The sequence below is a fragment of the Chelativorans sp. genome (assembly GCF_031180965.1).
Lineage (GTDB): Bacteria > Pseudomonadota > Alphaproteobacteria > Rhizobiales > Rhizobiaceae > Chelativorans.
In genome coordinates, this window is sequence record NZ_JAPSLH010000007.1 from 1 (window position 1) to 22,076 (window position 22,076).

Annotated in this window: 21 protein-coding genes; 9 read left to right on the forward strand and 12 right to left on the reverse strand. The window is 65.4% G+C overall.

Features of this window, described 5'->3' with window-relative positions:
- Nucleotides 1-405 precede the first annotated feature (405 nt).
- The gene (gene ndk / locus RIN79_RS07250) at nucleotides 406-828 is read right to left on the reverse strand and encodes a nucleoside-diphosphate kinase (protein WP_309083972.1); all 423 of its coding nucleotides are present in this window, start codon (nucleotides 826-828) and stop codon (nucleotides 406-408) included.
- A gap of 74 nt (nucleotides 829-902) precedes the next feature.
- Complete coding sequence (locus tag RIN79_RS07255; protein ID WP_309083973.1) at nucleotides 903-1,595, reverse strand: glutathione S-transferase family protein; 693 nt, start codon at nucleotides 1,593-1,595, stop codon at nucleotides 903-905.
- Nucleotides 1,596-1,742: 147 nt separating this feature from the next.
- Between RIN79_RS07255 and RIN79_RS07260 the strand changes: the two genes are divergently transcribed.
- From RIN79_RS07260 to RIN79_RS07270, 3 genes are all read left to right on the forward strand, one after another.
- A complete protein-coding gene (locus RIN79_RS07260; RefSeq protein ID WP_309083974.1) occupies nucleotides 1,743-2,255 on the forward strand; it encodes a DinB family protein in 513 nt (170 codons plus the stop codon).
- A 186-nt stretch (nucleotides 2,256-2,441) separates the two neighbouring features.
- Nucleotides 2,442-3,377: a hypothetical protein gene (locus RIN79_RS07265; protein WP_309083975.1), complete on the forward strand. Its 936-nt coding sequence runs from the start codon at nucleotides 2,442-2,444 to the stop codon at nucleotides 3,375-3,377.
- Between the two features lie 111 nt (nucleotides 3,378-3,488).
- A complete protein-coding gene (locus tag RIN79_RS07270; protein ID WP_309083976.1) occupies nucleotides 3,489-5,366 on the forward strand; it encodes an ABC-F family ATP-binding cassette domain-containing protein in 1,878 nt (625 codons plus the stop codon).
- Between the two features lie 250 nt (nucleotides 5,367-5,616).
- Here RIN79_RS07270 and RIN79_RS07275 read toward each other — a convergent pair whose 3' ends face one another.
- Together RIN79_RS07275 and RIN79_RS07280 are read right to left on the reverse strand one after the other, a co-directional pair.
- Nucleotides 5,617-6,063, reverse strand: coding sequence for a DNA polymerase III subunit chi (locus RIN79_RS07275; protein ID WP_309083977.1), 447 nt, complete (start codon nucleotides 6,061-6,063; stop codon nucleotides 5,617-5,619).
- Between the two features lies 1 nt (nucleotide 6,064).
- Nucleotides 6,065-7,561: a leucyl aminopeptidase gene (locus RIN79_RS07280; RefSeq protein WP_309083978.1), complete on the reverse strand. Its 1,497-nt coding sequence runs from the start codon at nucleotides 7,559-7,561 to the stop codon at nucleotides 6,065-6,067.
- Between the two features lie 294 nt (nucleotides 7,562-7,855).
- On the opposite strand from RIN79_RS07280, the gene lptF reads away from it, so the two are divergent.
- The 6 genes from lptF (at nucleotide 7,856) to rsmA (ending at nucleotide 15,391) form a co-directional block, all read left to right on the forward strand.
- Nucleotides 7,856-9,037 (forward strand): LPS export ABC transporter permease LptF, encoded by a 1,182-nt coding sequence (gene lptF / locus RIN79_RS07285; RefSeq protein WP_309083979.1) that lies wholly within the window; start codon nucleotides 7,856-7,858, stop codon nucleotides 9,035-9,037.
- Entirely contained in the window at nucleotides 9,034-10,116 is a 1,083-nt protein-coding gene (lptG, locus tag RIN79_RS07290) for an LPS export ABC transporter permease LptG (RefSeq protein ID WP_309083980.1), read from the forward strand. The genes lptF and lptG overlap by 4 nt, the downstream gene beginning before the upstream one ends.
- Complete coding sequence (locus RIN79_RS07295) at nucleotides 10,116-12,485, forward strand: LPS-assembly protein LptD (protein ID WP_375165887.1); 2,370 nt, start codon at nucleotides 10,116-10,118, stop codon at nucleotides 12,483-12,485. The genes lptG and RIN79_RS07295 overlap by 1 nt, the downstream gene beginning before the upstream one ends.
- 88 nt (nucleotides 12,486-12,573) lie before the next feature.
- Nucleotides 12,574-13,512 (forward strand): SurA N-terminal domain-containing protein, encoded by a 939-nt coding sequence (locus RIN79_RS07300; protein ID WP_309083981.1) that lies wholly within the window; start codon nucleotides 12,574-12,576, stop codon nucleotides 13,510-13,512.
- A gap of 41 nt (nucleotides 13,513-13,553) precedes the next feature.
- Nucleotides 13,554-14,567, forward strand: coding sequence for a 4-hydroxythreonine-4-phosphate dehydrogenase PdxA (gene pdxA, locus RIN79_RS07305; protein ID WP_309083982.1), 1,014 nt, complete (start codon nucleotides 13,554-13,556; stop codon nucleotides 14,565-14,567).
- Nucleotides 14,564-15,391 carry a 16S rRNA (adenine(1518)-N(6)/adenine(1519)-N(6))-dimethyltransferase RsmA gene (gene rsmA / locus RIN79_RS07310; RefSeq protein WP_309083983.1) on the forward strand — a complete coding sequence of 276 codons (828 nt, stop codon included), beginning with the start codon at nucleotides 14,564-14,566 and terminating at the stop codon, nucleotides 15,389-15,391. Before pdxA ends, rsmA begins: the two co-directional genes overlap by 4 nt.
- A gap of 20 nt (nucleotides 15,392-15,411) precedes the next feature.
- On the opposite strand, the gene gmk is transcribed toward rsmA, so the two are convergent.
- The 8 genes from gmk to RIN79_RS07350 all read right to left on the reverse strand — a co-directional run.
- On the reverse strand, nucleotides 15,412-16,068 hold the full coding sequence (gene gmk, locus RIN79_RS07315; protein ID WP_309083984.1) for a guanylate kinase: 657 nt from the start codon (nucleotides 16,066-16,068) through the stop codon (nucleotides 15,412-15,414).
- A gap of 2 nt (nucleotides 16,069-16,070) precedes the next feature.
- Nucleotides 16,071-16,958 carry a YicC/YloC family endoribonuclease gene (locus RIN79_RS07320; protein ID WP_309083985.1) on the reverse strand — a complete coding sequence of 296 codons (888 nt, stop codon included), beginning with the start codon at nucleotides 16,956-16,958 and terminating at the stop codon, nucleotides 16,071-16,073.
- A 39-nt stretch (nucleotides 16,959-16,997) separates the two neighbouring features.
- Nucleotides 16,998-18,236, reverse strand: a complete 1,239-nt coding sequence (gene mltG, locus RIN79_RS07325) for an endolytic transglycosylase MltG (RefSeq protein ID WP_375165888.1) — start codon at nucleotides 18,234-18,236, stop codon at nucleotides 16,998-17,000.
- A gap of 61 nt (nucleotides 18,237-18,297) precedes the next feature.
- The gene (fabF, locus tag RIN79_RS07330) at nucleotides 18,298-19,554 is read right to left on the reverse strand and encodes a beta-ketoacyl-ACP synthase II (RefSeq protein WP_309083987.1); all 1,257 of its coding nucleotides are present in this window, start codon (nucleotides 19,552-19,554) and stop codon (nucleotides 18,298-18,300) included.
- 40 nt (nucleotides 19,555-19,594) lie between these two features.
- On the reverse strand, nucleotides 19,595-19,834 hold the full coding sequence (locus tag RIN79_RS07335; RefSeq protein ID WP_309083988.1) for an acyl carrier protein: 240 nt from the start codon (nucleotides 19,832-19,834) through the stop codon (nucleotides 19,595-19,597).
- A gap of 196 nt (nucleotides 19,835-20,030) precedes the next feature.
- A complete protein-coding gene (locus RIN79_RS07340) occupies nucleotides 20,031-20,543 on the reverse strand; it encodes a GNAT family N-acetyltransferase (RefSeq protein ID WP_309083989.1) in 513 nt (170 codons plus the stop codon).
- A 21-nt stretch (nucleotides 20,544-20,564) separates the two neighbouring features.
- Nucleotides 20,565-21,302: a 3-oxoacyl-[acyl-carrier-protein] reductase gene (gene fabG / locus RIN79_RS07345; protein WP_309083990.1), complete on the reverse strand. Its 738-nt coding sequence runs from the start codon at nucleotides 21,300-21,302 to the stop codon at nucleotides 20,565-20,567.
- Between the two features lie 28 nt (nucleotides 21,303-21,330).
- On the reverse strand, nucleotides 21,331-22,076 hold a 746-nt coding region (locus RIN79_RS07350; protein WP_309083991.1), incomplete at its 5' end, for an ACP S-malonyltransferase.

Sequence of the window (22,076 nt, forward strand, 5' to 3'; positions counted from 1 at the left end):
CCCGCGACAGGCCGGCGGTGCCGGGGTGCTGGGTGACAGACAGCACTTCGGAAAAACGGATGCTGGGTGAGAGCCGGCATCGCGGAAACCGCGGAGAAGCCGCTAGGGCTTTTCCTTCGGCCCGGCAAAGACCACCCCCTTCATTGGGTGCAGCCGGGACGGAAGAAAGGCCCGAGTGACCGGCCAATGTCGGGACAGCGGCCGGCGGGGCGCGTGGAACGCGCCACATAAACTAACAGAGAGGCACGGATCACGCGCCCCGCTTCCCACTTCCCCCGCAAGGGGAAGGTTCTTTGAAAAGCCAGACGGCGAAAGCCGGGCGTGGTGCCGATGACGCACGCCCTTACCTTCCAGACAAGGAGGAGGATGGGCGCCGAGCCTTGCGGCCGACTCGGCGCAATCGGCTCAGCCGACGATCTCGGTTTCCGAGAACCAGTAGCGGATCTCCTCGGCGGCCGTTTCCGGTGCGTCGGATCCGTGCACGGAGTTCTCGCCGATCGACAATGCGAAGAGCTTCCTGATCGTGCCTTCGGCGGCATTGGCCGGATTGGTGGCGCCCATGATCTCGCGATTCCTGGCGATCGCGTTCTCGCCTTCCAGCACCTGCACGACGGTCGGGCCCGAGGACATGAACTCGCAGAGCTCGTCGAAGAAGGGCCGGCCCCGGTGGACGGCATAAAAACCCTCGGCCTGGCGGCGGCTCATCCACACGCGTTTGGAGGCGACCACCTTCAGCCCGGCATCCTCGAACATCTTGGTGATGGCGCCGGTCAGATTGCGCCGGGTGGCGTCCGGCTTGATCATGGAAAAGGTGCGTTCGATGGCCATGGGAAATCCTTCGCATGAGGGGAATTCGAGATGGCCGGGTCTATAGCCGCGCCGGATGCGCCTGTGAAGAGCGATCAGGCCGCCGCCGGCACACGCCGGCCGAGCCCGCCGAATAGCTCGAGGCAGCGGCCGAACCAGTCGGCAACCGGGTCGTCCTCGGCGAGGAAGGGAAAAGGGGAGGCCACCCTTGCCCATTGCAGCGCGCCCGCGACGATATAGTCGGGGAAGAGCGGAGCCTCGCCGCCGATGAAAGGCTGGTGCCAGAAAAGCGTGCGCAGCGGCCCGAGCGAGGCGCGGAACGCCTCCAGCCTCCCCTCGCGCCCGAGAGGCACTTCCTCCAGCGGCTTGCCGAAACGCTCCTCCCGGCTCTTCCGGAAATGGGCCTGGTCTTCCGGTCCTAGCATGCCGTGGATGTCGAGCAGCGCCGCTTCGCCGATGAAGCTGTGCAAGGTAAGCTGCGACCAGCGCTCGACGAAACGCGCCATCGCCTTGCCCCCTTCGCCGCCGAACAGACTTGCGCGCTCCGGATAGGCGTCCTCCAGATAAAGCGCGATCGAGAAGGAATCGCGCATAACCCGCTCGCCGTCGCGGATGGCCGGGACCGACTTGCTTGCGCCGCCCTCGACCTTCGGTATTTCGGTGAAGCGGACCGGCACGCGCTCAAACTCAAGCCCTTTATGGGCAAGCGCGAAGGCGATCTTCCAGCAATGCGGGCTGAAGGGCCGGCCCTCGTCCCGGCCAACGAGATCGTAAAGCAGGATCGTCATCGCTGTCCCCTTCTCCGATGGCTTAGAGGTAAACGATACGCTGTCGGCGTCCAATCGATTTTCGCGTGCCGAACCATGCATGGATTTGATGAGCGCGAGCGGTTCCGATGCGCTAGATCAGGACGGGCAAAACGGCGGAGCAGACCCATGAAACGACACTTCGAGATGATGGCTGCCTACAATCGCTGGGCCAACGGGCTCCTCTACGACGCGGCGGCCGGACTGACGAACGAGGAATTCACGCGCGACGTCGGCGCCTTCTTCGGTTCCATGCTGGGCACGCTCAACCACCTGCTCGTGGCCGACCGGGTCTGGATGAACCGCTTCACCGGCGAGGGCGACGCGCCGGCGCGGCTTGACACGATCCTGCACCCCGCCCTCCCGGCGCTGCGCCTCGCACGCGAGGCGGAAGACAAGCGAATCGCCGAATGGGTGGCCGCGCTCGACGAGGATGCCCTCCAGGGCCGTTTCACCTATATGACCATCGTCAATCCCCAGGTGGTGTCGCAGCGCCTGGCGCCGGCGCTTCTACATTTTTTCAACCATCACGCGCATCATCGCGGACAGGCGCACGTCATACTTTCGGTGCTGGGAAAGACCCCGCCGTCGCTCGACCTGATCTATTTTCATCGAACAGCGGAAGGAAGAGAGTACTCATAGGGTTTCGCCGATCGTCAATCACCAAGGAAACCGACCGCTCTATAACTGGTAATTAAATTTTTATTATTATTCCTCCCATCGATAAATAACTTGCTCACTATCTCGTCAGCTTGCTCGTGCAGGAGTTGAAATCTTGAGTATCATTGCCGGGTAATCTGTTCGCGGCAACTATTCAGGAGTGAAAAAATGCCCAAGTACAGAACTGGGCTGCTTGCGACCATCGCAAGCGGCACACTGGCACTCTGCCTCGCATCGCCGGCTTCGGCTCTCGACCTCGGCGGTCTCGGCGGTGGTGGCGGCGGTCTCGGCGACACGCTCGGCGGCGTCGTTGATACGGTCGGCGGCGTCGTTGATGGCGTCGTGGGTGGCGTCACCGGCGGCGGCAATGGTGGTGGTGGCCTGCTCGGTGGCATCGGCGGCGGAAGCGGCCAGCCCACCGGCGGTGGTGCTGGCAGCGGCGGCGGCTTGCTCGGCGGCATCGGTGGTTCCGGCGGCGGAATGACCGGCGTTGACCTTGGCGTAGCCGGCGTGGGCGTCGGCCAGAGGAGCAATGGCGGCCTTGGCGTCGATGTCGACGTGAATCTCGGCGGGCTGGCCAATGGCGATGTGAAGGCCACTGTCGGCGGCGGCAACAGGCTCGCAAATGTCGATGCTAACGCCAACGCGTTGAACAACGGCGTCACGGCAAGAAGCGCCACCTCGCTGTTCGGTTCGAACGGCCTCCTCGATACGCAGAACAGGGCCAATGTCCTGGGCACGCCTGCCAAGGTCGATGTCAATATCGGCGGCGGACGGGGCATTCTGGGTCTCGTCGACCCGGATGTCTGCGTCGGCAGGTCCTGTGGCTCGGCAGGGCCGAACCCGAATCCCAATCCGAACCCGAATCCTAACCCAAATCCGAACCCGAACCCCAATCCGAACCCCGGTCCGAATCCCGGACCCGGCGCCGGTGGCGGTGGGGTCGGTGGTGGCGGCGGCGGCATCGCCAACGTTATCGCCGGAATGTCGAATGCCGAGCTCATCCGCAACAAGAAGCTTTGCCGCGGTATCCTGGCCGCCCCGGGGTCCTACGAGCGTGACCTGGTAGAACTCTGCAGACTTCTGCAGATGGCCAGCCGCTAACCATACGGCCTTCAGGATGACGGCCCGCGTTCCGCGCGGGCCGTCTTTCTTTGCGGCAATCAGCCCGGCGGGCTTGCAAGCACGGGCGGTCTCGGCCAAAACCCGCCGGCCATGTTGACCATCACCGATCTTTCACTGCGCATTGCCGGTCGGCTCCTCATCGAGCACGCCTCCTTGACGTTCCCAGCCGGAACGAAAGCCGGCCTCGTGGGCCGCAACGGCACCGGCAAGACGACGCTCTTTCGCGCCATCACCGGCGAGATTTCTCCCGAGACCGGATCCATCAGCCTGCCCAAAGGCACGCGCATCGGCCAGGTGGCGCAGGAGGCGCCGGGCACGGAGGAGCCTCTGATCGACATCGTCCTCAAGGCCGACACCGAACGTGACCGCCTGATGCGCGAGGCTGACACGGCCGAGGATGCTCATCGCATCGCGGAGATCCAGACCCGGCTCGCCGATATCGACGCCCATTCGGCGGAGGCGCGCGCGGCAGCGATCCTCTCCGGCCTCGGTTTCGATGCCGAGGCGCAGAAGCGCCCCGCCTCGTCCTTCTCCGGGGGCTGGCGTATGCGCGTGGCGCTTGCGGCGGTCCTCTTCGCCGAGCCCGACCTCCTGCTCCTGGACGAGCCCACCAACTATCTCGACCTCGAAGGCACGCTGTGGCTCGAAAGCTATCTGACGCGCTACCCGCACACGGTGCTGCTCATCAGCCACGACCGTGACCTTCTCAACCGCGCGGTCAACAACATCGTGCATCTGGAGGGGAAAAAGCTCACCTTCTGGCGCGGCGGCTACGACCAGTTCGCCCGCCAATACGCCGAGAAGGCCGAACTGCAGGAGAAGCTGCGCACCAAGCAGGAGGCACAGCGCAAGCACATGGAGGCGTTCGTCGAACGCTTCCGCGCCAAAGCGTCGAAGGCCCGGCAGGCCCAGTCGCGCCTGAAGGCGCTGGCGCGCCTGCAGCCAATCGCCTCGGTGCTGCATGAGAGCGTCATGCCCTTCCGCTTCCCCAATCCGGCGAAGCAGGTCGCCTCCCCCATCGTCGCCATCCAGGGTGGAGCCGTGGGATACCGACCCGGCCGGCCGGTGCTGAAAAACCTCACGCTGCGCATCGACAATGACGACCGCATCGCCCTGCTCGGCGCCAACGGCAACGGCAAGTCGACATTCGCCAAGCTGATCGCCGGAAGGCTGAAGCTGGAAGCGGGCACGATGACGCTCGCGCCTGGCCTCAAGGTCTCCATCTTCGCCCAGCATCAGCTCGACGATCTGCGGCCGGAGGAGAATGCGCACCAGCATGTGCGGCGACTTATGCCGGACGCGCCGGAGGCCAAAGTGCGCGCCCGCGTGGCGCAGTTCGGCCTTTCGACGGAAAAGATGGACACGCCCGCCAAAGACCTCTCCGGCGGCGAGAAGGCGCGGCTGCTGATGGGGCTTTCCGCCTTCGAAGCGCCGCATCTGTTCATCCTCGACGAGCCGACCAACCACCTCGACATCGACAGCCGCGAGGCGCTGATCGATGCCCTCAACAGCTTCGAGGGAGCCGTCATCCTCATCAGCCACGACCGCCACCTGATCGAGGCCTGCGCGGACCGGCTGTGGCTGGTCGACAAGGGCACGGTCCAGCCCTTCGACGGCGACATGGAGGACTATCGGGCTCTGATGACGGGCGGCTCCAGCCGCGCGCGCGAAAAGCGCGAGGCCGACAAGGCTTCGAAGGCGGACCGCCGGCGCGAAGCAGCACGGCGCCGGGCGGCCCTGGAGCCGCTCGCCAAGGAAATCAAGGCCACCGAGGGGCTGATCGAGCGCCTGCGCAAGCGTCTGGAAGCGCTGGAGGCGCAGATGGCCGACCCTGCCCTCTACCAGCGCGATCCCGGAAAAGCCTCCGCGCTCGCCAAGGAACGCGCCGACTTGGCGCAAAACATGTCGCGGCAGGAGGAGAAGTGGCTGGAGCTTTCCAGCCGCTACGAGGAGGAGATCGCGGATTAGGGCAGTAGGGCAGTAGGGCAGTAGGGCAGTAGGGCAGTAGGGCAGTAGGGCAGTAGGGCAGTAGGGATGGCGGAATCCGGCCTGAGCTTTATGTCAAGACAGTTTGATGGCCGGCAAAGTGTGCCTCGCCGTTGCCGGAGGACCAGCGGCATCAGGTGCCATGCCGGTCGTCTAGATCATTCGACAACTGCGTGCCGGCGTCAGAGTCATCGAAGAGGGGCTATACTCCCCTACTGCCGTTCCCCTCCCCTTACGCTTTCTTCTGCCAGCGCCGATCCGGACCCTGCTGCCAATAGGTCACATTGTGGCCGGCCGCTTTCATCACCTTCCACTGATTGCGGGCGGCTTCCAGCTGGGCCGTGTCATGCCCGTCGAACATGAAGACGGCGCGTTCGTAGCCGTCGAGGGAGGCGGGCTCGGCCCCGTCGACCAGGAATCGGATCATGGCACCGTTTGGATTGGCGGGACCAGTGGTGATGATCACCGGCTGCTCGGCCGCATACGGCTCGCGGTCCGTCCCGTGCGGGACGAAGCTGTCATCGCGGAACGTCCAGAGGCTCGCGTCAAGCGCGTCGCGGCGCTCCTCGCTCGCCGTCTGGACGGCCACCCGCCAGCCGCGTTCCAGGCTCTTCTCCACGAGCGGCGGCAGCGCTTCCTCCAGCGTCGATTCGGTCAGGTGGTAGAAGAGGACCTCCACCTCACCCCTCGTAATGGTCGGCCACCAGCCGATCTAACAGCCGCACGCCGAAGCCCGACGCCCAGGACTGGTTGATGTCGGAAGACGGGGACGCCATCGCCGTGCCGGCCACGTCCAGGTGAGCCCAGGGCGTCTCGTCCACGAAGCGCTTCAGGAACTGTGCGGCGGTGATGGAGCCGGCGTTGCGCCCGCCGGTGTTCTTCATGTCGGCATTCTTGGTGTCTATGAGCTTGTCATATTCGCTGCCGAGCGGCATGCGCCAGACTTTCTCGCCGGTGGCGAGCCCCGCTGCCGTCAGCCGCTCGGCGAGCGTGTCGTCGTTGGAGAAGAGGCCTGCATGAGCGTTGCCGAGGGCGACGATGATCGCCCCCGTCAGCGTCGCGAGATTGACCATGAATTGCGGCTTGTACTCCTCCTTGCAGTACCAGAGCACGTCGGCGAGCATGAGCCGCCCCTCCGCATCGGTATTGATCACCTCGATGGTCTGGCCGGACATGGAGGTGACGATGTCACCGGGGCGCTGGGCGTTTCCGTCCGGCATGTTTTCGACGAGGCCGATCAGGCCGACGGCGTTGACGCGCGCCTTGCGGGCCGCGAGCGCGTGCATCAGCCCGACGACTGCCGCCGCCCCCGCCATGTCCCCCTTCATGTCCTCCATGCCGCCGGCGGGCTTGATGGAGATGCCGCCCGTGTCGAAGACCACGCCCTTGCCGACGAAGGCCACCGGCTTCTGCTTGCCCTTGCCGCCGTTCCACCGCATCACGACGAGGCGCGGCGGGCGCACCGACCCCTGGGCGACGCCGAGCAGCGCGCCCATGCCCAGCCGGCGCATCTCCTTCTCGGTCAGAACCTCGATTTCGATGCCAAGCTGCGCCAGTTCCTCGGCGCGCCCGGCGAACTCCACCGGCCCCAGCACATTGGCGGGCTCGTTGACGAGATCGCGCGCGAGATAAACGCCGTCCGCCACGGCCGAGGCAGCGGCGAATGCCTTCTTGGCCGCATTGGGGTCGGCGCACTGGATGGTGAACCGCACCTGCTTGTTCCTGGAAGGTTTTCCGCCGTTTTCATCCTTCTTCGTCTTGTACTTGTCGAAGCTGTAGGCGCGCAGAAGGATGCCGAGCCCGATATTGGCGATGTCGCGCGCGGAAGGCTCCAGGCCGGCGATATCGGCGATCACCGTCACCTCCGTTGCGTTCTTCGCGGCAGCGGCGGCGGCGCCGCCGATCTGCAGCCAGCCCTGTTCGTTGAGCGCGTCGGGCTTGCCGGTGCCGATGACAGCCAGCCGGTCGTAGTCCGTCCCCTGCGGGGCCAGTGCCTCGATGCTCGCCGCCAGCTTGCCCTTGAACTCGGCCGTGGTGAAAATTCTCGGCAGGATGCCTGCGGGATCCGCCGCCGCGGCGGCCTCACCCAACTGCCCCCCTTCCGGCGCAAGCACGATGACGCTGCCTTTTTTCGGCGCGGCAAACTTGGCGAAGGCGACGGTCGGTTTCTCGGTCATGGGGGTCCTGCTGCGTTCATGAAGGAGGGAGCGGCGATCTTGGCCGTTTTGGACGAATTGACAAGGGGTGGAAGGAGACAGCAAAGCCGTTTAGAGAAATTCTGATTGCTGGCTTCCAACCAAGATTTTGTTAACCGTGTTCCTTTCCGTTTCCTTAGGCCTGCCGGCGCCAGATAGGCGCGGGGACGTTCGCCTGCCGCTGCTTCTTGAGCGGAAGGCCTATGTTGTGCCGCCCGCACGAGGGGATGCCAGCGCGCCCTATAGTGGCCATCAACATGGGGAAGTTGTCCGGGCATGAAGGTGATCGAGCTCTACATCCTGCGGCGAACGGTGGCGATTTCTGCCGCCTCGCTCGCATGGCTGCTCGTCATCGTCTGGACCACCCAGGTGCTCAATCGACTCGACCTGGTGACGACCAGCGGCCAGTCGGCAGCCACCTTCTTCACGGTCGCCCTTCTCGCCCTGCCCGCCGTCGTCCCTATCATCATGCCCTTCGTCATCGGCATCGCGGTGGCGCAGACGCTTGCCACGATGAACGCCGATTCGGAGCTGGCAGTGATCAGCGCCGCGGGGGCACCGCGCTCCGCTGTCCTCCGACCGATCCTGCTCATCGCCGTCGCCGCCAGCATTGCCGCCTTCGCCATAAACAACACGCTGGAACCCTATGCGCGGCAGGCGCTGCGCGTGATCCTTGCCAGCGCCAATGCGGACCTGATCACGACCGTCCTGCGCGAAGGCTCCTTCCAGAAGGCGAGCGACGGCGTTTTCATCCAGATCTCGGAACGCCTCCCGGAAGGGCAGCTCGGCGGCGTCTTCGTCACCGATACGCGCGACAAGAACCTGAAGCTTATCTACTATGCCCGCCGCGCGGCGGTCCTGGAGCGCCAGGACGGCAACCTCCTGGTCATGTTCGACGGCGAGGTGCAGCGGCAGGCGCCGACCGGGGACGTATCGGTCATCCGCTTCGATTCCTACGCATTCGACCTCTCGCAGTTCACGAAAGGCGACGGGGAGCCGACACTCTATCCGAAGGACCGGTATCTGCCGGAGCTGCTCCACCCGGACCCCAGCGACAAGATGTATGCGGGCGACCCGCAGAGCTTCCGCGCGGAGATGCATATGCGCTTTTCCGAGTGGCTCTATCCGATCGTGTTCGCCCTCATCGCCATCGCCGTGGCCGGCGACGCGCGCTCCTTCAGGGAGGCGCGCCTGCATCCCATGATCACCACCATGGCCATCGCCCTGCTCGTGCGGTGGGCTGGCTTCTATGCCGCCAACGAGGCGGAAGCCAAGCCGTACTTTTCGTTCGTCCTCTACGCCGTGCCGATCGGCGCGATCGCCGTCTGCGTCTGGTTCATCGCGACCCATCGCGTGATGGAACTGCCGACAAGCTGGACGGAAAACCTGCTCACGCGCATGCAGCGGATCATGAACTCACTCTCTCGCCTGGGGTCGGCGGCGGGGAGGCGCGCATGATCGGCCCTACCCTCGGGCGATACTTCTTCCGGCGCTACGCGGTCATCACGGCGTGGAATTTCGTTGGCGTCGCGGCGCTCGTCTATATCGTCACCTTCACCGAGATTGCCGGCCGCGCGGGCGATCTGGAAGGCTACTCGGCACGCTGGGCCCTGGGCCTGGCGGCGCTGCAGCTGCCGATCATCATGCAGCAGGCGGTGCCCTTCATCGGTCTCATCGCGGCCATGGCGACGCTCATCAGCCTCAACCGCAAATACGAGCTGGTGATCGCCCGGGCCGCGGGTATCTCCGCCTGGCAGTTCCTGACGCCGATTGCGCTCGGCGCCTTCACCTTCGGGCTCTTTTCGGTACTCGTCCTCAATCCCATAGCCGCTGGAGCATTTTCCAAGGCGGAGGCGGTTGAGGCGGCCGTGCGCGGGGCGAGCACAGCGGCCAATGCGGAGAACGAGCGCTGGATCACGCAGCGTACCAGCGAAGGCGAAACCGTGATCGGCGCTGATGCTGCCCTCCAGGGCGGGACTGAACTCGTCCGCCCGGTCTTCCTCATCCTGCGCGATGAGCAGATCGTGGAAAGGCTTGACGCGGCCAGCGCCACGCTGCGCCCAGGCCATTGGGAGCTGCGCGATGTGGTGCGGCGGCGTGGCGGAGAAGCGCCCGAGAGGCTTGCCTCCGCACAAGTCGCAACCAACCTGCTCCCGGAATTCGTCGGCCAGGAGCTGACGGAGCCGGAAGCCGTTTCCATCTTCGCCCTACCCCGGATGATCGAGACGGCGCATTCCTTCGGCATCCGCGCCAGCGCCTTTTCGATGCAGTTCCACTCGCTGGTGACCCTCCCCCCTCTGCTGATCGCCATGACCCTGATCGCCGCCACCGTGTCGATGAGATTTACGCGCGTCGGCCAGTCCGCCGCAGTGATTCTGGGTGGCGTCCTCGCCGGCTTTCTGCTTTATGTCGTGTCGGTTCTGGTGAGGGCGTTCGGCGATGCCGGATTCGTGCCGCCTCCTGTCGCGGCATGGACTCCGGTGATGGTGGCGATGTTCTTCGGGGTGACTTTCCTTTTGTTCAGGGAGGACGGCTAGTGACGGCTGCGGTGAACCTCCCCCGCAGGGCCAGCCGGTCTGCGCGCCTTCGGCTCGCGGCGGGCGTGGCGATCGCCGCACTCATGGCGATGGCAATGCCGGCCTCCGGGCAGCTGGCCGGCATAGAGGAGCAGGCGGTCGCCGACGGCTCCCAGATGGTCCTTGCCGGCGACACGGTCGTCTACGATTTCGACCGCAACACCGTCACGGTGGTCGGTGGCGTGCAGATCGAATATTCCGGCTACCGAGTCGTCGCCCAGCGCATCACCTATGACCGCAGCACTTCGCGGGTGCTCGCCAGCGGCAATGTCGAGATCGTCGATCCGGACGGCAATCGCTTCCATGCCGAGCAGATCGACCTGACGGACGATTTCGGCGATGGTTTCGTCACCGCGTTGCGGGTCGAGACGATTGACAAGACCTATTTCGCCGCAGAGACCGCCGAGCGCGTGGGCGGCAGGCTGACGACCTTCAACAGGGGCGTCTACACGGCCTGCGAGCCCTGTGAGGAAAAGCCGGACCGCCCGCCGCTCTGGCAGATCAAGGCGCGTAAGATCATCTGGAACGGCGAGACGAAAATCGTCCGCTTCGAGCATGCCCGGTTCGAGATGTTCGGCATGCCGCTCGCCTATCTGCCATTCTTCGAGGTGGCCGACCCGACGGTGAAGCGCAAGTCCGGCTTCCTGATGCCGAGGATCCAGGGCGGCAGCGAGCTCGGATACGGACTTAAGGTCCCCTATTATTTCGCCCTCTCGCCCACCTTCGACCTGACGGTTTCGGCCACCGGCTACACGCAGCAGGGCTTCCTGGGCGAGGCCGAGTGGCGGCAGAAATTCAACAATGGCGAGTACAATCTGCGGATCGCCGGCATCAGGCAGGAGCGGCCGGAGGAATGGTCGCCGTATACCGTGGACGCCAATGAGACATTCCGCGGAATGGTCGGCTCCAAGGGCGATTTCCGGATCAATCCCCGCTGGTCGGCCGGCTGGAAGGTGCTCGCGCAGACCGACAAGAATTTCTCGCACACCTATGACATCGAGGAATATTCCGACTCCGTGCACCGCTCGGAGGTGTACCTGACCGGTCTGCACGACCGGAATTATTTCGATGCAAGAGGCTATCACTTCCAGGTGCAGGAAAGCGCCCTGACGGGCGGCCGCCACGAATCGCAGCCCTGGGTTCTGCCCAGTGTCGATTACTCCTACACACCCGACCGGCAGGTGGCCGGCGGCGAGCTCAACATCGACATGAACATGCAGGCTCTTCACCGCGAGGAGGGCATGTACAGCACCGTTACCCATGACGGCATCACGCGCGGAAAGCTGCAGGGGCTCGAGGGCAATTCCGGCCGCTTAACGAGCGAAGCGGAGTGGCGGCGCTCCTTCGTGACGAGCGCGGGCCTCGTGGTCACGCCCATCCTGCATGCGCGCGCCGATTCGATCTTCACCGACTACGCGCCCAGTGCGATCAGCGAGATCAACAACTTCGCCGGTCCATCGACCGAGGCCGACATCAAGTCGGCCTACTACCGCTCCATGGCCACGGCCGGCCTCGAAGCGCGCTGGCCGATCCTGTTCTCGGCGGCGGGCACAGCCCATGTCCTGGAGCCGATGGCACAGATTTTCGCCCGCCCGGACGAGCCCTATCACGACCGGCTGGGCATCCCGAACGAGGACGCCCAGTCGCTCGTCTTCGATGCCACCTCGCTTTTCGAGCGCGACAAATTCTCCGGCTATGACAGGATCGAGGGCGGCACGCGCGCCAATCTGGGCATCCGCTACTCGGGCACGTTCTGGAACGGATGGACCGCGCAGGGCCTGTTCGGCCAGTCCTATCATCTGGCGGGCGACAATCCCTATGCCTCGCCGGACCTCGTCAATGTCGGCGCCTATTCGGGCCTCGAGACGGATGTTTCGGACTATGTGGGCCTGTTCGGGGTGACGATGCCCAACGGCATCTCCTTTTCGACCGGCGCGCGCTTCGACGAGAAGACCTTCGACCTGCGGCGCACGGATATCCGGGCAGGTGGAACGGTGGGACCCGTTACCGCCACCGTCCAATATGCCTTCATCGAGGCCCAGCCATTCTACGGCTTCGAGAACGATCGCCAGGAGATCTCCGGCCAGACCTCCATACGCTTCCACGAAAACTGGCGCGGCTTTGCCTCCGGCACATACGACGTCCAGAGCGAGGCCTTCGTGAAGAATACGTTCGGCTTTGCCTATGACGACGAGTGCTTCACCTATCTCATGTCGTTCTCGCAGGAGCGCCCCGTCGGCGGCGAGCGGACGAACAGCTTCGCCTTCGCCATCTCGCTGCGGACCCTCGGCGATTTCGGCAGCGGTTCCGGCCAACTGACCGGCGAATAGGCCGGACGGGCCATAGTTTCGCCCATCAAAAGGGTGATAGGATCGGTTTCGAGCGACATTCGCAGGAAAAGAAGAAGGAAGGGGCCAGATGTCGGTGCCAAGAACAAACCGGGCGGCGGTCATTTTGGCTTTGGCCGCAATGCTTGCCGTCGGAGCCGGCGCGGCTGCCACTCTGCCCGCCCAAGCGGCGGAAATCCGCTACGTCATCAACAACCGCCCGGTGACGAGCTACGACATCGACAGGCGGGTGGCGCTGCTGAGGCTGATGCAGCGCAAAGGCAATATCAACGAGCTTGCCGTCGAGGAAATGATCGACCAGACCTTGCGGCAGCAGGAGATGGCCCGGACGGGCGTCAACATCACGCAGGCCATGGTCGACCAGTCCTACGCCAATTTCGCCTCGTCCAACGGCATGACGGCAGCGCAGCTCAGCCAGATCCTGGGCCAGGCCGGCGTGACGGAGGAGCATTTCAAGGAGTTTATCCGCACGCAGATCGGCTGGGGCCGCGTGGTGCAGAGCCGTGCCCGGTCCGGCGGCGCGCTCTCCGAACAAGACGTGGTGCAGAAGATGCTGCAGCAGGGCGGCCAGAAGCCGACGGCCACCGAATACATGCTGCAGCAGGTGATCTTCGTTGTGCCGGAGGCGCAGCGGGGTCAGATAATGGCGCGGCGCAAGCGCGAGGCGCAGGCCATGCGCGACCGCTTCAACGGCTGCGAGACCACGGTCAGCTTCGCGAAGGGCCTAATCGACGTGACCGTGCGCGACATGGGCCGCGTGCTCGAGCCGGAACTGCCGCCGGAGTGGAAGGAACAGATTTCCCAGACCCAGCCCGGCAGGGCCACACCCGTGCGCGAGACCGAGCGCGGGGTCGAATTCGTCGGCGTGTGCAGCGCGCGTCAGGTGTCGGACGACCACGTGGCCAAGATGGTCTTCCAGACCGAGCAATCGGGTGACGGGTCGTTCGAGAACCTTTCGAAGCAATACACGACCGAACTGCGCGAGAAGGCCCGCATCGTCCGGCGCTGACGAGCCTGCCCCTGGTTTTGGCCGGCCGGTAGGAGCTTCGCATGCCCGCGCTGGCGTTGACGATCGGCGAGCCTTCCGGGATAGGGCCGGAAATCCTGCTCCGCGCATGGCAGGCCCGCCGGCAGCAGAACCTCCCGCCGTTCTATGTGCTGGGTGATCCGGCGCTCCTTGTCGCACGGGCGCGCCGGCTCGGCGTCGACGTCCCGATGGTGGAAGCCGACGCGGCGCAAGCGGCCGGCCGTTTCGACGCCGCCCTCCCCGTCCTGCCGCTTGAGAACCGCTTCGCCGACACGCCGGGCATTCCGTCCGGGGCCAATGCCGCCGGCGTGATCGAGGCGATCCGGCGCGGCGTGGAGGATACGCTTGCCGGGCGAGCAGCCGCCGTCGTCACCTGCCCGATCGCCAAGAAGCCGCTTTACGATGCCGGCTTCGGCTTCCCCGGGCATACGGAGTTCCTGGGCCATCTTGCCGAGGAGGCGGCCGGCCGGCCCGCCACCCCCATCATGATGCTGGCGGGCCCGGAATTGCGGACCGTGCCCGTCACCGTGCATCAGGCGCTTGCCGAGGTGCCGCGGAGCCTCACAGCGGGGATGATCCAGACGGCGGGCGAGATCGTTGCGCGCGAGCTTGTAGAGCGCTTCGCGATCCCCTCTCCGCGCCTCGCCGTGGCCGGGCTCAACCCGCATGCGGGCGAAGGCGGATCCATGGGGAAGGAGGACGCCGAGATCATCGCGCCGGCTATCGAAGCGCTGCGCAAGCGAGGCATCGATGCATTCGGGCCGCTCCCTGCCGACACCATGTTCCACGCCGCCGCGCGCCGGAACTACGACGCCGCGCTTTGCATGTATCACGACCAGGCGCTCATCCCTGTGAAGACCATCGCTTTCGACGAGACGGTAAACGTGACCTTGGGCCTTCCCTTCATCCGCACCTCGCCCGATCACGGCACCGCCTTCGACATTGCGGGAAAGGGCGTCGCGCGGCCGGACAGTCTGATCGCCGCCATCAAGCTTGCCCGGCTTCTCGCCGACAACGCCGCGAAGCGTTCCGCATGAGCATGGACGGGCTGCCGCCGCTGCGCGAGGTGATCGAGCGGCACGGGCTTTTCGCCAGGAAGGCGCTCGGCCAGAACTTCCTTCTCGACCTCAATCTCACCCGCCGCATCGCGCGCACGGCAGAAAGGCTCGACGGGGCGACCGTGATCGAGGTGGGGCCCGGCCCCGGCGGGCTCACGCGGGCACTGCTGATGGAGGGCGCGGCGCGCGTGGTGGCGATCGAGCGAGACGAGCGCTGCATCGCTGCGCTGGAGCAGATCGCGGCGCATTATCCCGGCCGGCTGGAGATCGTCGCGGGAGACGCGTTGAAGACGGATTTCGCGGCGCTGGCAGGCGAGACGGAGGCGGTGAAGATCGTCGCCAACCTGCCCTACAATATCGGCACCGAGCTTCTGATCCGCTGGCTGACGCCGGAACGCTGGCCGCCATTCTACGAATCCATGACGCTGATGTTCCAGCGCGAGGTGGCGGAGCGGATCGTCGCGAACCCGGCCAGCAGCCACTATGGGCGGCTCGGCGTCCTCGCCGGCTGGCGCACGGAGGCGCGCATAGCTTTCGACGTCCCGCCGCAGGCCTTCACCCCGGCGCCCAAGGTGACCTCCTCGGTCGTGCGGATCGTGCCGCGAAGGGAGCCCCTTCCCGTCGACGCGGCGAAACTCGCGCGGGTCACCGAAGCGGCCTTCGGCCAGCGCCGCAAGATGCTGCGGCAGAGCCTGAAATCGCTCGGCGGCGAAGCTCTTCTGGAAAAAGTCGGCATCGACGGCACACGTCGTGCCGAAACCCTCTCGGTGGAGGAATTCGCGCGGCTCGCGCGGGAGCTATAAGCCCACGAAGCGGTGAAGGCTTATACCGGCGTTTCCGAGAGCAGCCCGGCCACAAAATCCTCCAGCCCCGGGCGGCGCTCGCGCCGCAGGCGTTCGGCTGCCACGATGGCACGCACGGAGTTGAAGGCGCGGGTCAGGTCGTCATTGATGACGACATAGTCATAGTCCCGCCACTGCTCGATCTCGCGATGCGCATTCCTCAGCCGCCGCTCGATGATGTCGGGCGTATCCTCGGCCCGCCTCGTCAGGCGCGCCAGGAGTTCCCTCATGGTCGGCGGCAGGATGAAGACGGAAACGATATCGTCGGGCACTTTCTCGCGCAGCTGCGCGGCCCCCTGCCAGTCGATGTCGAAGAGCATGTCCCTTCCGCCGGCGATCGCCTCTTCCACCGGCTTGCGCGGCGTGCCGTAGCAGTTCCCGTGCACCTCGGCCCATTCGAGAAGGTCGCCGCCGTCGCGCAGCATCTCGAACTCGCGCTTGGTCTTGAAGTGGTAGTGGACGCCCTCGATCTCGCTGGCGCGCCGCGGGCGCGTCGTGACGCTCACCGAAAGCTCGAATTCGCCGTCATTCTCGAGCAGGCTACGCGCGATAGTCGACTTCCCCGCGCCCGAGGGCGAGGAAAGGACCAGCATCACTCCCCGGCGGCGGATAGCGGCGGATTGCGCGGCGGGCTGCATTCCTACTCCAGATTCTGCACCTGCTCCCGGAACTGATCGACGACCGCCTTCAGTTCGAGACCGATCGCCGTCACGGAGGAAGCACTGGATTTCGAGCAGAGCGTATTCGATTCCCGGTTAAATTCCTGTGCAAGGAAATCGAGCTTGCGCCCAACCGGTCCGCCGGCCTCAAGCAGGGCTCGGGCAGCGGCGATATGCGTCTTCAGCCGGTCGATCTCCTCGCGGATATCGGACTTGGCGGCAAGGAAGGCCGCCTCCTGGTGCAGGCGGGCCTCATCGAGCGACGGCGCCGCGTCCATCAGCAGTTTCACCTGCTCCTGCAGCCGCTGGCGTATGCTGGCGGGCTCGCGCGAGGGATCCGCCTCGGCCTTCAACGTCAGCGCTTCTATGGCCGAAAGCTGGTCTTGGAGGACAGTCCGGAGCGATGCTCCTTCCTGGCGGCGGGCGGCGGCCAGGTCCTCGAGCGCCGTGTCGAGGGCGGCGAGCGCGAGCGCCTCCAATCTCGCGCCCGCCTCCTCGTCGATGCCCGTATCGGGCAGGTCCATCACGCCGCGCAGCGCGAGCAGCCCGTCCGCTCGCGCAGGCGCGGCGCCATGCTCCTCCTGCAGCCGCCGGGCGAGGCGCGCCAGCTCAGCCAGGAACTCCTCGTCGACCACCGGCCGGCGAAGCGCGGCCCCGCGCGTCACCGAAAAATTCGCCTGGATGTTTCCACGTGAGAAATGCTTCGCAAAGCGCTGCTTTGCAGGCTGTTCGAGCCTCTCATAGCCGGGCGGCAGGCGCAGGCGCGCTTCAAGGCTGCGGCCGTTGACGGACCTCAGCTCCCATGTCACGGACGCCACACCGTCCTCAAGGGACGCGCGGGCAAACCCCGTCATGCTCTGCAATGTCATACCCTACCCGCCCGGCCCTTTTCGCGCACGCAGGCGCGGTCAATTCGCGCTCTGCTCTCCGCCTTCGCTTTGGGCAGACCCACCTTCGGCCGAAGCGGGCGTTGCGGCCGCCGCCGCGGCGGCCCTCTCCCGCTCTATCCTGCGCCAGCGCGCGACATTTTGATTGTGCTCGTTCAGGGAGGTGGCGAAAACGTGCCCGCCATTGCCGTCGGCGACAAAGTAAAGCTCTTCCGTGCGCGATGGGTTCGCCACTGCCTCCAGCGCCGCGCGGCCCGGATTGGCGATCGGCGTCGGCGGAAGCCCGTCGATCAGATAAGTGTTGTAGGGCGTCTTCTTGTCGAGATCGGATCGGTAGATCGGCCGGTCGGCCGGTTTTCCCGCGCCGCCGAACAAGCCATAGATGACGGTGGGATCGGATTGCAGGCGCATGCCCCGCTTCAGCCTGTTCACGAACACGGCGGCCACGCGCGAACGCTCGTCGGAGCGGCCCGTCTCCTTCTCGACGATGGAAGCGAGCGTCACGAACTCGTTGATGTCCTTGAGCGGCAGGTCGGGCGCGCGGCGCTCCCAAATGCTCTTCACCATCTCTTCCTGGTCAGCCATGAGCCGCGCCACGACGTCCTTGCGCGCGAGCCCACGTGTGAAGCGCAGCGTATCGGCGGCGAGGCTGCCCTCGGGCGGCATTTCCGCCGGCATGTCGCCGGACAGCTCCTCCGTCTTGGCGATGCGGTCGAAGACCTGGGCCACTGTAAGGCCTTCCGGAATGGTTAGCGAATAGAGGATGGACTTGCCGCTTTCCAGAAGCTCCATGATCTCGCGCATGGAAGCGCCGGGCTTAACCTCGTACTCACCGGCCTTGAGCCTGCTGTCGGCGCCATGCACGCGCAGCCCGACAAGGAAGATGCGCGCGTCGCTGATGAGGCCGTTGTTCTCCAACTGGGCAGCGATATCGCGCACGCCGGTATTCGGCTTAATCAGGATCGTCTCCGCAGTGGTCGCCGGCCCGGGGCCGTCAAAGGTCCGCTTACCGAAATAGAAGACCATCCCCGCCACGACGAGCACGAACACGATAGCGGAGATGACGAAATTCAGGAATATGACGAACTGGTTTCGCGACTGGCGTGACCGCCTCGGCGGCGGCGGCGTGCCCTGCTTGGGCCGAAGCGTCTCCCGCTCCGACCGCAAAGCGACAGTTCTTGAAGACTGATCCACCCGTCTATCCAACTCGCCCGAATCCCCATTGGCGCGCGATGCGCGTTCTTGTCGTTGCGGAATCATTACACGATGTGGACGAGAATCGCGTCATTTTTCCGGCAGATTGAGCGCAGAAAGCCGTGGATCAGGCCACGTAGCGACGGAAGACCAGCGAGGCGTTGGTGCCGCCAAAACCGAAGGAGTTGGACAGGGCGACATCTATGCGGCGCTCGCGCGCCTTGTTCGGTACGAGGTCGATGGCCGTCTCCACCTCGGGATTGTCGAGATTGATGGTGGGCGGGGCGACATTGTCGCGGATCGCCAGGACCGAGAAGATGGCCTCGGCGGCGCCCGCGGCGCCAAGGAGGTGGCCGATCGAGGACTTCGTCGACGACATCGAAACCTTGCCGGCGGCGTTGCCAACGAGGCGTTCGACTGCCTTGAGCTCAATGGTGTCCGCCATGGTCGAGGTGCCATGGGCATTGATGTAGTCGATGTCGGCGGGCGTTAGCCCGGCCCGCTTGATGGCTGCGCTCATGCAGCGGAAGGCGCCGTCGCCATCCTCCGAGGGAGCGGTTATGTGATAGGCATCGCCGGTCAACCCGTAGCCAACCACCTCGGCATAGATCTTGGCTCCGCGCGCCTTGGCATGTTCCAGTTCCTCGAGGACGAGAACGCCCGCGCCCTCGCCCATGACGAAGCCATCGCGGTCCCGGTCATAGGGTCGGGAAGCCTTTTCCGGCGTGTCGTTGAAGCTGGTAGAGAGCGCCTTGCAGGCCGAGAAGCCGGCGATGGAAAGACGGGTGACCGGGGCTTCCGCGCCGCCAGCCAGCATCACATCGGCGTCGCCCAGCATGATCAGCCGGGAGGCATCGCCGATGGCGTGCGCGCCGGTCGAGCAGGCGGTGACCACGGCGTGGTTCGGCCCCTTGAGCCCGTGCCGGATGGATACCTGCCCTGAGACGAGATTGATGATGTTGCCGGGAATAAAGAACGGGCTGATGCGGCGCGGCCCGCGCTCGCGCAGGATGATCGCGTTCTCGGCTATGCCGTCGAGGCCGCCGATCCCGGAGCCGATCAGGACGCCGGTGGCGCAGCGGTCCTCCTCCGTCTTCGGCTCCCAGCCGGAATCGGCCAGCGCCTGGTCGGCCGCCGTGATGCCATAGGTGATGAAGTCGCTGATCTTGCGCAGCTCGCGCGGCTCAAGAACCGCCTCGGGATCGAACGCGTCTTCCCCCTCGCGGGGAATGACATTGGCGATCTTGCAGGGCAGGTCATCGACCTCGAACGTGTCGATGCGCCTGGCGCCGCTTTTCCCGGCGAGCAGCTTCTTCCAGCCCTGCTCGGCGCCGAGGCCGAGTGGCGAAAGAAGCCCGATGCCGGTGACGACGACGCGTCTCATGCTCTGGATTGCCCGCCTTTTCGCTGCGTCAAGCGCGGCCTCAGGCGGCGGTGGCCTTTTCGATGTACTTCACCGCGTCGCCGACCGTCAGGATCGTCTCGGCCGCATCGTCGGGGATTTCGACGCCGAACTCTTCCTCGAACGCCATGACCAGCTCAACAGTGTCGAGGCTGTCCGCGCCCAGATCGTCGATGAAGCTGGCCTGCTCGGTCACCTTGTCGGCATCAACGCCGAGATGCTCGACAACGATTTTCTTGACGCGCTCTGCAGTATCACTCATGTGAGAACCCTCGACTTCATGAATTTCCGGTCTTCGTTAGCGGCAGGCTTGACGCTAATCAAGCTGAAAAGATGGCCGGATCAACGGCTTTGTCGATGCCGCCCCGCTGCGCACCCGGTTCTTCGCCCCCGCCGCAGTTTTCCCCGCACAATCTCATGCCATAGGGTGAGGGCGGCCAGCGACACGGCTCGCCACCTCAGCTTCCGATCGCGCTTTTTTCGAATCGCCAGACTGCGCCGCCCGCGGGCGCCTCTTCCAGCCTGCCACCCAGGAAAGCCGCGAGACGTGCGGCCTTGCGGTTCCGGTAAGTCGTGATGCCGACTATCTCGGACAGCGCGAGCCGGGATAAGCCGAAGTCAATCAGCGCGCGGGCGATCTCAAGCGCCAAGCCGTGCCGGCTCCAGTAGTCAGCCGCCAGCTCGATCCCTAGCTCCCCCTGTCCTTCGGCACAGTCTTTCGTGCGCAACCCGGCGCAGCCGATGAGCGCGCCATCGGCGCGGTCGATAACCGCAAGCTGAAAGTTGAGCCGTGGTTCTTCCGCCGCCCACTCAGCGAAAAGACGCAGGAGCCATGCCGGGTCCGCCGCCTCCTGCCCCGCTTCCTCCCTAGCGGCAGCGAAGCGCGGATCGCGCTGGTAGGCAGCGAACGCTGCCTCGTCTTCCGGCAGGAAGTCACGCAGGGCACAGCGCCGCGTCTCGATCACGAGCATGACACGCCCCGCGGAAGCGCATCAGACCATCAGCATTCCGCCGTTCACATGGATGGTCTGGCCGGTCACATAGGCGGCCTCGTTGGAGGCGAGATAGACCACGGCCGAGGCGATCTCGTCGCCCGACCCCATGCGCTTCATCGGAATGGCACCCATAATCGCATCGCGCTGCTTCTCGTTCAGCTTGTCGGTCATGGCGGTCTCGATGAAGCCCGGAGCCACGCAGTTGACGGTGATGTTGCGGCTGGCGATCTCCTGCGCGAGCGACTTGGAAAAGCCGATCAGGCCGGCCTTGGAGGCGCAGTAGTTCGCCTGGCCGGGATTGCCCGTCACTCCCACGACCGAGGAGATGTTGATGATGCGGCCCCAGCGCCGGCGCATCATCGGATGCGTCAGCTCGCGGGTGAGGCGGAAGGCGGCGGTAAGGTTGGTCTCCAGAACGGCGTCCCAATCCTCATCGCCCATGCGGACGAACAGGCCGTCCCGTGTGATGCCCGCATTGTTGACCAGAATGTCCACGCCTTGAAGCTCCGATTCGGCCTTGGCGGCCAGATCCTTGACCTCATTGCGGTCGGCAAGATTCGCCGGGAAGATCTTCGTGCGCTCGCCGAGTTCGCCGGCAAGAGCCTCCAGCCGCTCCACCCTCGTGCCGTGCAGGCCTACGACCGCGCCCTGCTTGTGCAGCATGCGGGCAATCGCCTCGCCGATGCCGCCGGAAGCTCCCGTCACAAGCGCCTTGCGGCCGGTGAGATCAAACATGGCGTATCCCTCTTCAAATTTAGCAGTCCTACAGCAGCGCCTTGAGCGCGCTCTCGATATCGGCTGGCGTGTTGACGGCGACGGCGTTCAGCTCGCGATTGATGCGGCGGGCAAGACCGGTGAGCACCTTGCCGGAGCCGATCTCGTAAAGCGTGTCCACGCCGTTGCCGGCGAACCATTCCACGGTCTCACGCCAGCGCACGCGGCCGGTCACCTGCTCGACGAGGCGCGCGGCGATCTCGTCGGGATCGGTAAGGGGGCTGACGCTGACATTTGCCACGACCGGCACGGCGGGAGCATGCTTTGCTACCTCGGCCAGAGCTTCGCGCATCCGTTCGGCCGCGGGCGCCATCAGCGCCGAATGGAACGGAGCGGATACCGGCAGCATGATGGCGCGCTTGGCGCCGCGCTCGGTGGCAAGCCGAGCGGCCTCTTCCACCGACACCCTGGCGCCGGAAATCACGAGTTGCCCGCCACCATTGTCATTGGCGATCTGGCAGACTGAGCCGGCCGCCGCCACCTGCGAACAGACCGCCTCCACGTCGGCGGTATCAAGGCCGATGATGGCTGCCATGGCGCCTTCGCCCACGGGAACGGCGGCCTGCATGGCATTGCCGCGGATGCGCAGGAGCCGCGCCGTGTCGGAAAGGGAAAACATGCCGGCAGCGGCAAGGGCCGAATATTCGCCCAGCGAGTGGCCGGCGACATAGGCTACCCTCCGGCCGAGCGCGAGGCCCGCCTTCTCCATGACCCTGATCGTGGCAAGGGAGACGG

Bases quoted from the DNA above. Each gene is read 5' to 3' on its own strand.
- lptF (WP_309083979.1), top strand. From the start codon at position 7,856: ATGAAGGTGATCGAGCTCTACATCCTGCGGCGAACGGTGGCGATTTCT.
- RIN79_RS07340 (WP_309083989.1), bottom strand. From the start codon at position 20,543: ATGCTCGTGATCGAGACGCGGCGCTGTGCCCTGCGTGACTTCCTGCCG.
- RIN79_RS07280 (WP_309083978.1), bottom strand. From the start codon at position 7,561: ATGACCGAGAAACCGACCGTCGCCTTCGCCAAGTTTGCCGCGCCGAAA.
- RIN79_RS07260 (WP_309083974.1), top strand. From the start codon at position 1,743: ATGAAACGACACTTCGAGATGATGGCTGCCTACAATCGCTGGGCCAAC.
- fabF (WP_309083987.1), bottom strand. From the start codon at position 19,554: ATGAGACGCGTCGTCGTCACCGGCATCGGGCTTCTTTCGCCACTCGGC.
- fabG (WP_309083990.1), bottom strand. From the start codon at position 21,302: ATGTTTGATCTCACCGGCCGCAAGGCGCTTGTGACGGGAGCTTCCGGC.
- pdxA (WP_309083982.1), top strand. From the start codon at position 13,554: ATGCCCGCGCTGGCGTTGACGATCGGCGAGCCTTCCGGGATAGGGCCG.
- RIN79_RS07270 (WP_309083976.1), top strand. From the start codon at position 3,489: ATGTTGACCATCACCGATCTTTCACTGCGCATTGCCGGTCGGCTCCTC.
- lptG (WP_309083980.1), top strand. From the start codon at position 9,034: ATGATCGGCCCTACCCTCGGGCGATACTTCTTCCGGCGCTACGCGGTC.
- gmk (WP_309083984.1), bottom strand. From the start codon at position 16,068: ATGCAGCCCGCCGCGCAATCCGCCGCTATCCGCCGCCGGGGAGTGATG.
- RIN79_RS07265 (WP_309083975.1), top strand. From the start codon at position 2,442: ATGCCCAAGTACAGAACTGGGCTGCTTGCGACCATCGCAAGCGGCACA.
- rsmA (WP_309083983.1), top strand. From the start codon at position 14,564: ATGAGCATGGACGGGCTGCCGCCGCTGCGCGAGGTGATCGAGCGGCAC.
- RIN79_RS07255 (WP_309083973.1), bottom strand. From the start codon at position 1,595: ATGACGATCCTGCTTTACGATCTCGTTGGCCGGGACGAGGGCCGGCCC.
- RIN79_RS07320 (WP_309083985.1), bottom strand. From the start codon at position 16,958: ATGACATTGCAGAGCATGACGGGGTTTGCCCGCGCGTCCCTTGAGGAC.
- ndk (WP_309083972.1), bottom strand. From the start codon at position 828: ATGGCCATCGAACGCACCTTTTCCATGATCAAGCCGGACGCCACCCGG.
- mltG (WP_375165888.1), bottom strand. From the start codon at position 18,236: ATGATTCCGCAACGACAAGAACGCGCATCGCGCGCCAATGGGGATTCG.
- RIN79_RS07335 (WP_309083988.1), bottom strand. From the start codon at position 19,834: ATGAGTGATACTGCAGAGCGCGTCAAGAAAATCGTTGTCGAGCATCTC.
- RIN79_RS07300 (WP_309083981.1), top strand. From the start codon at position 12,574: ATGTCGGTGCCAAGAACAAACCGGGCGGCGGTCATTTTGGCTTTGGCC.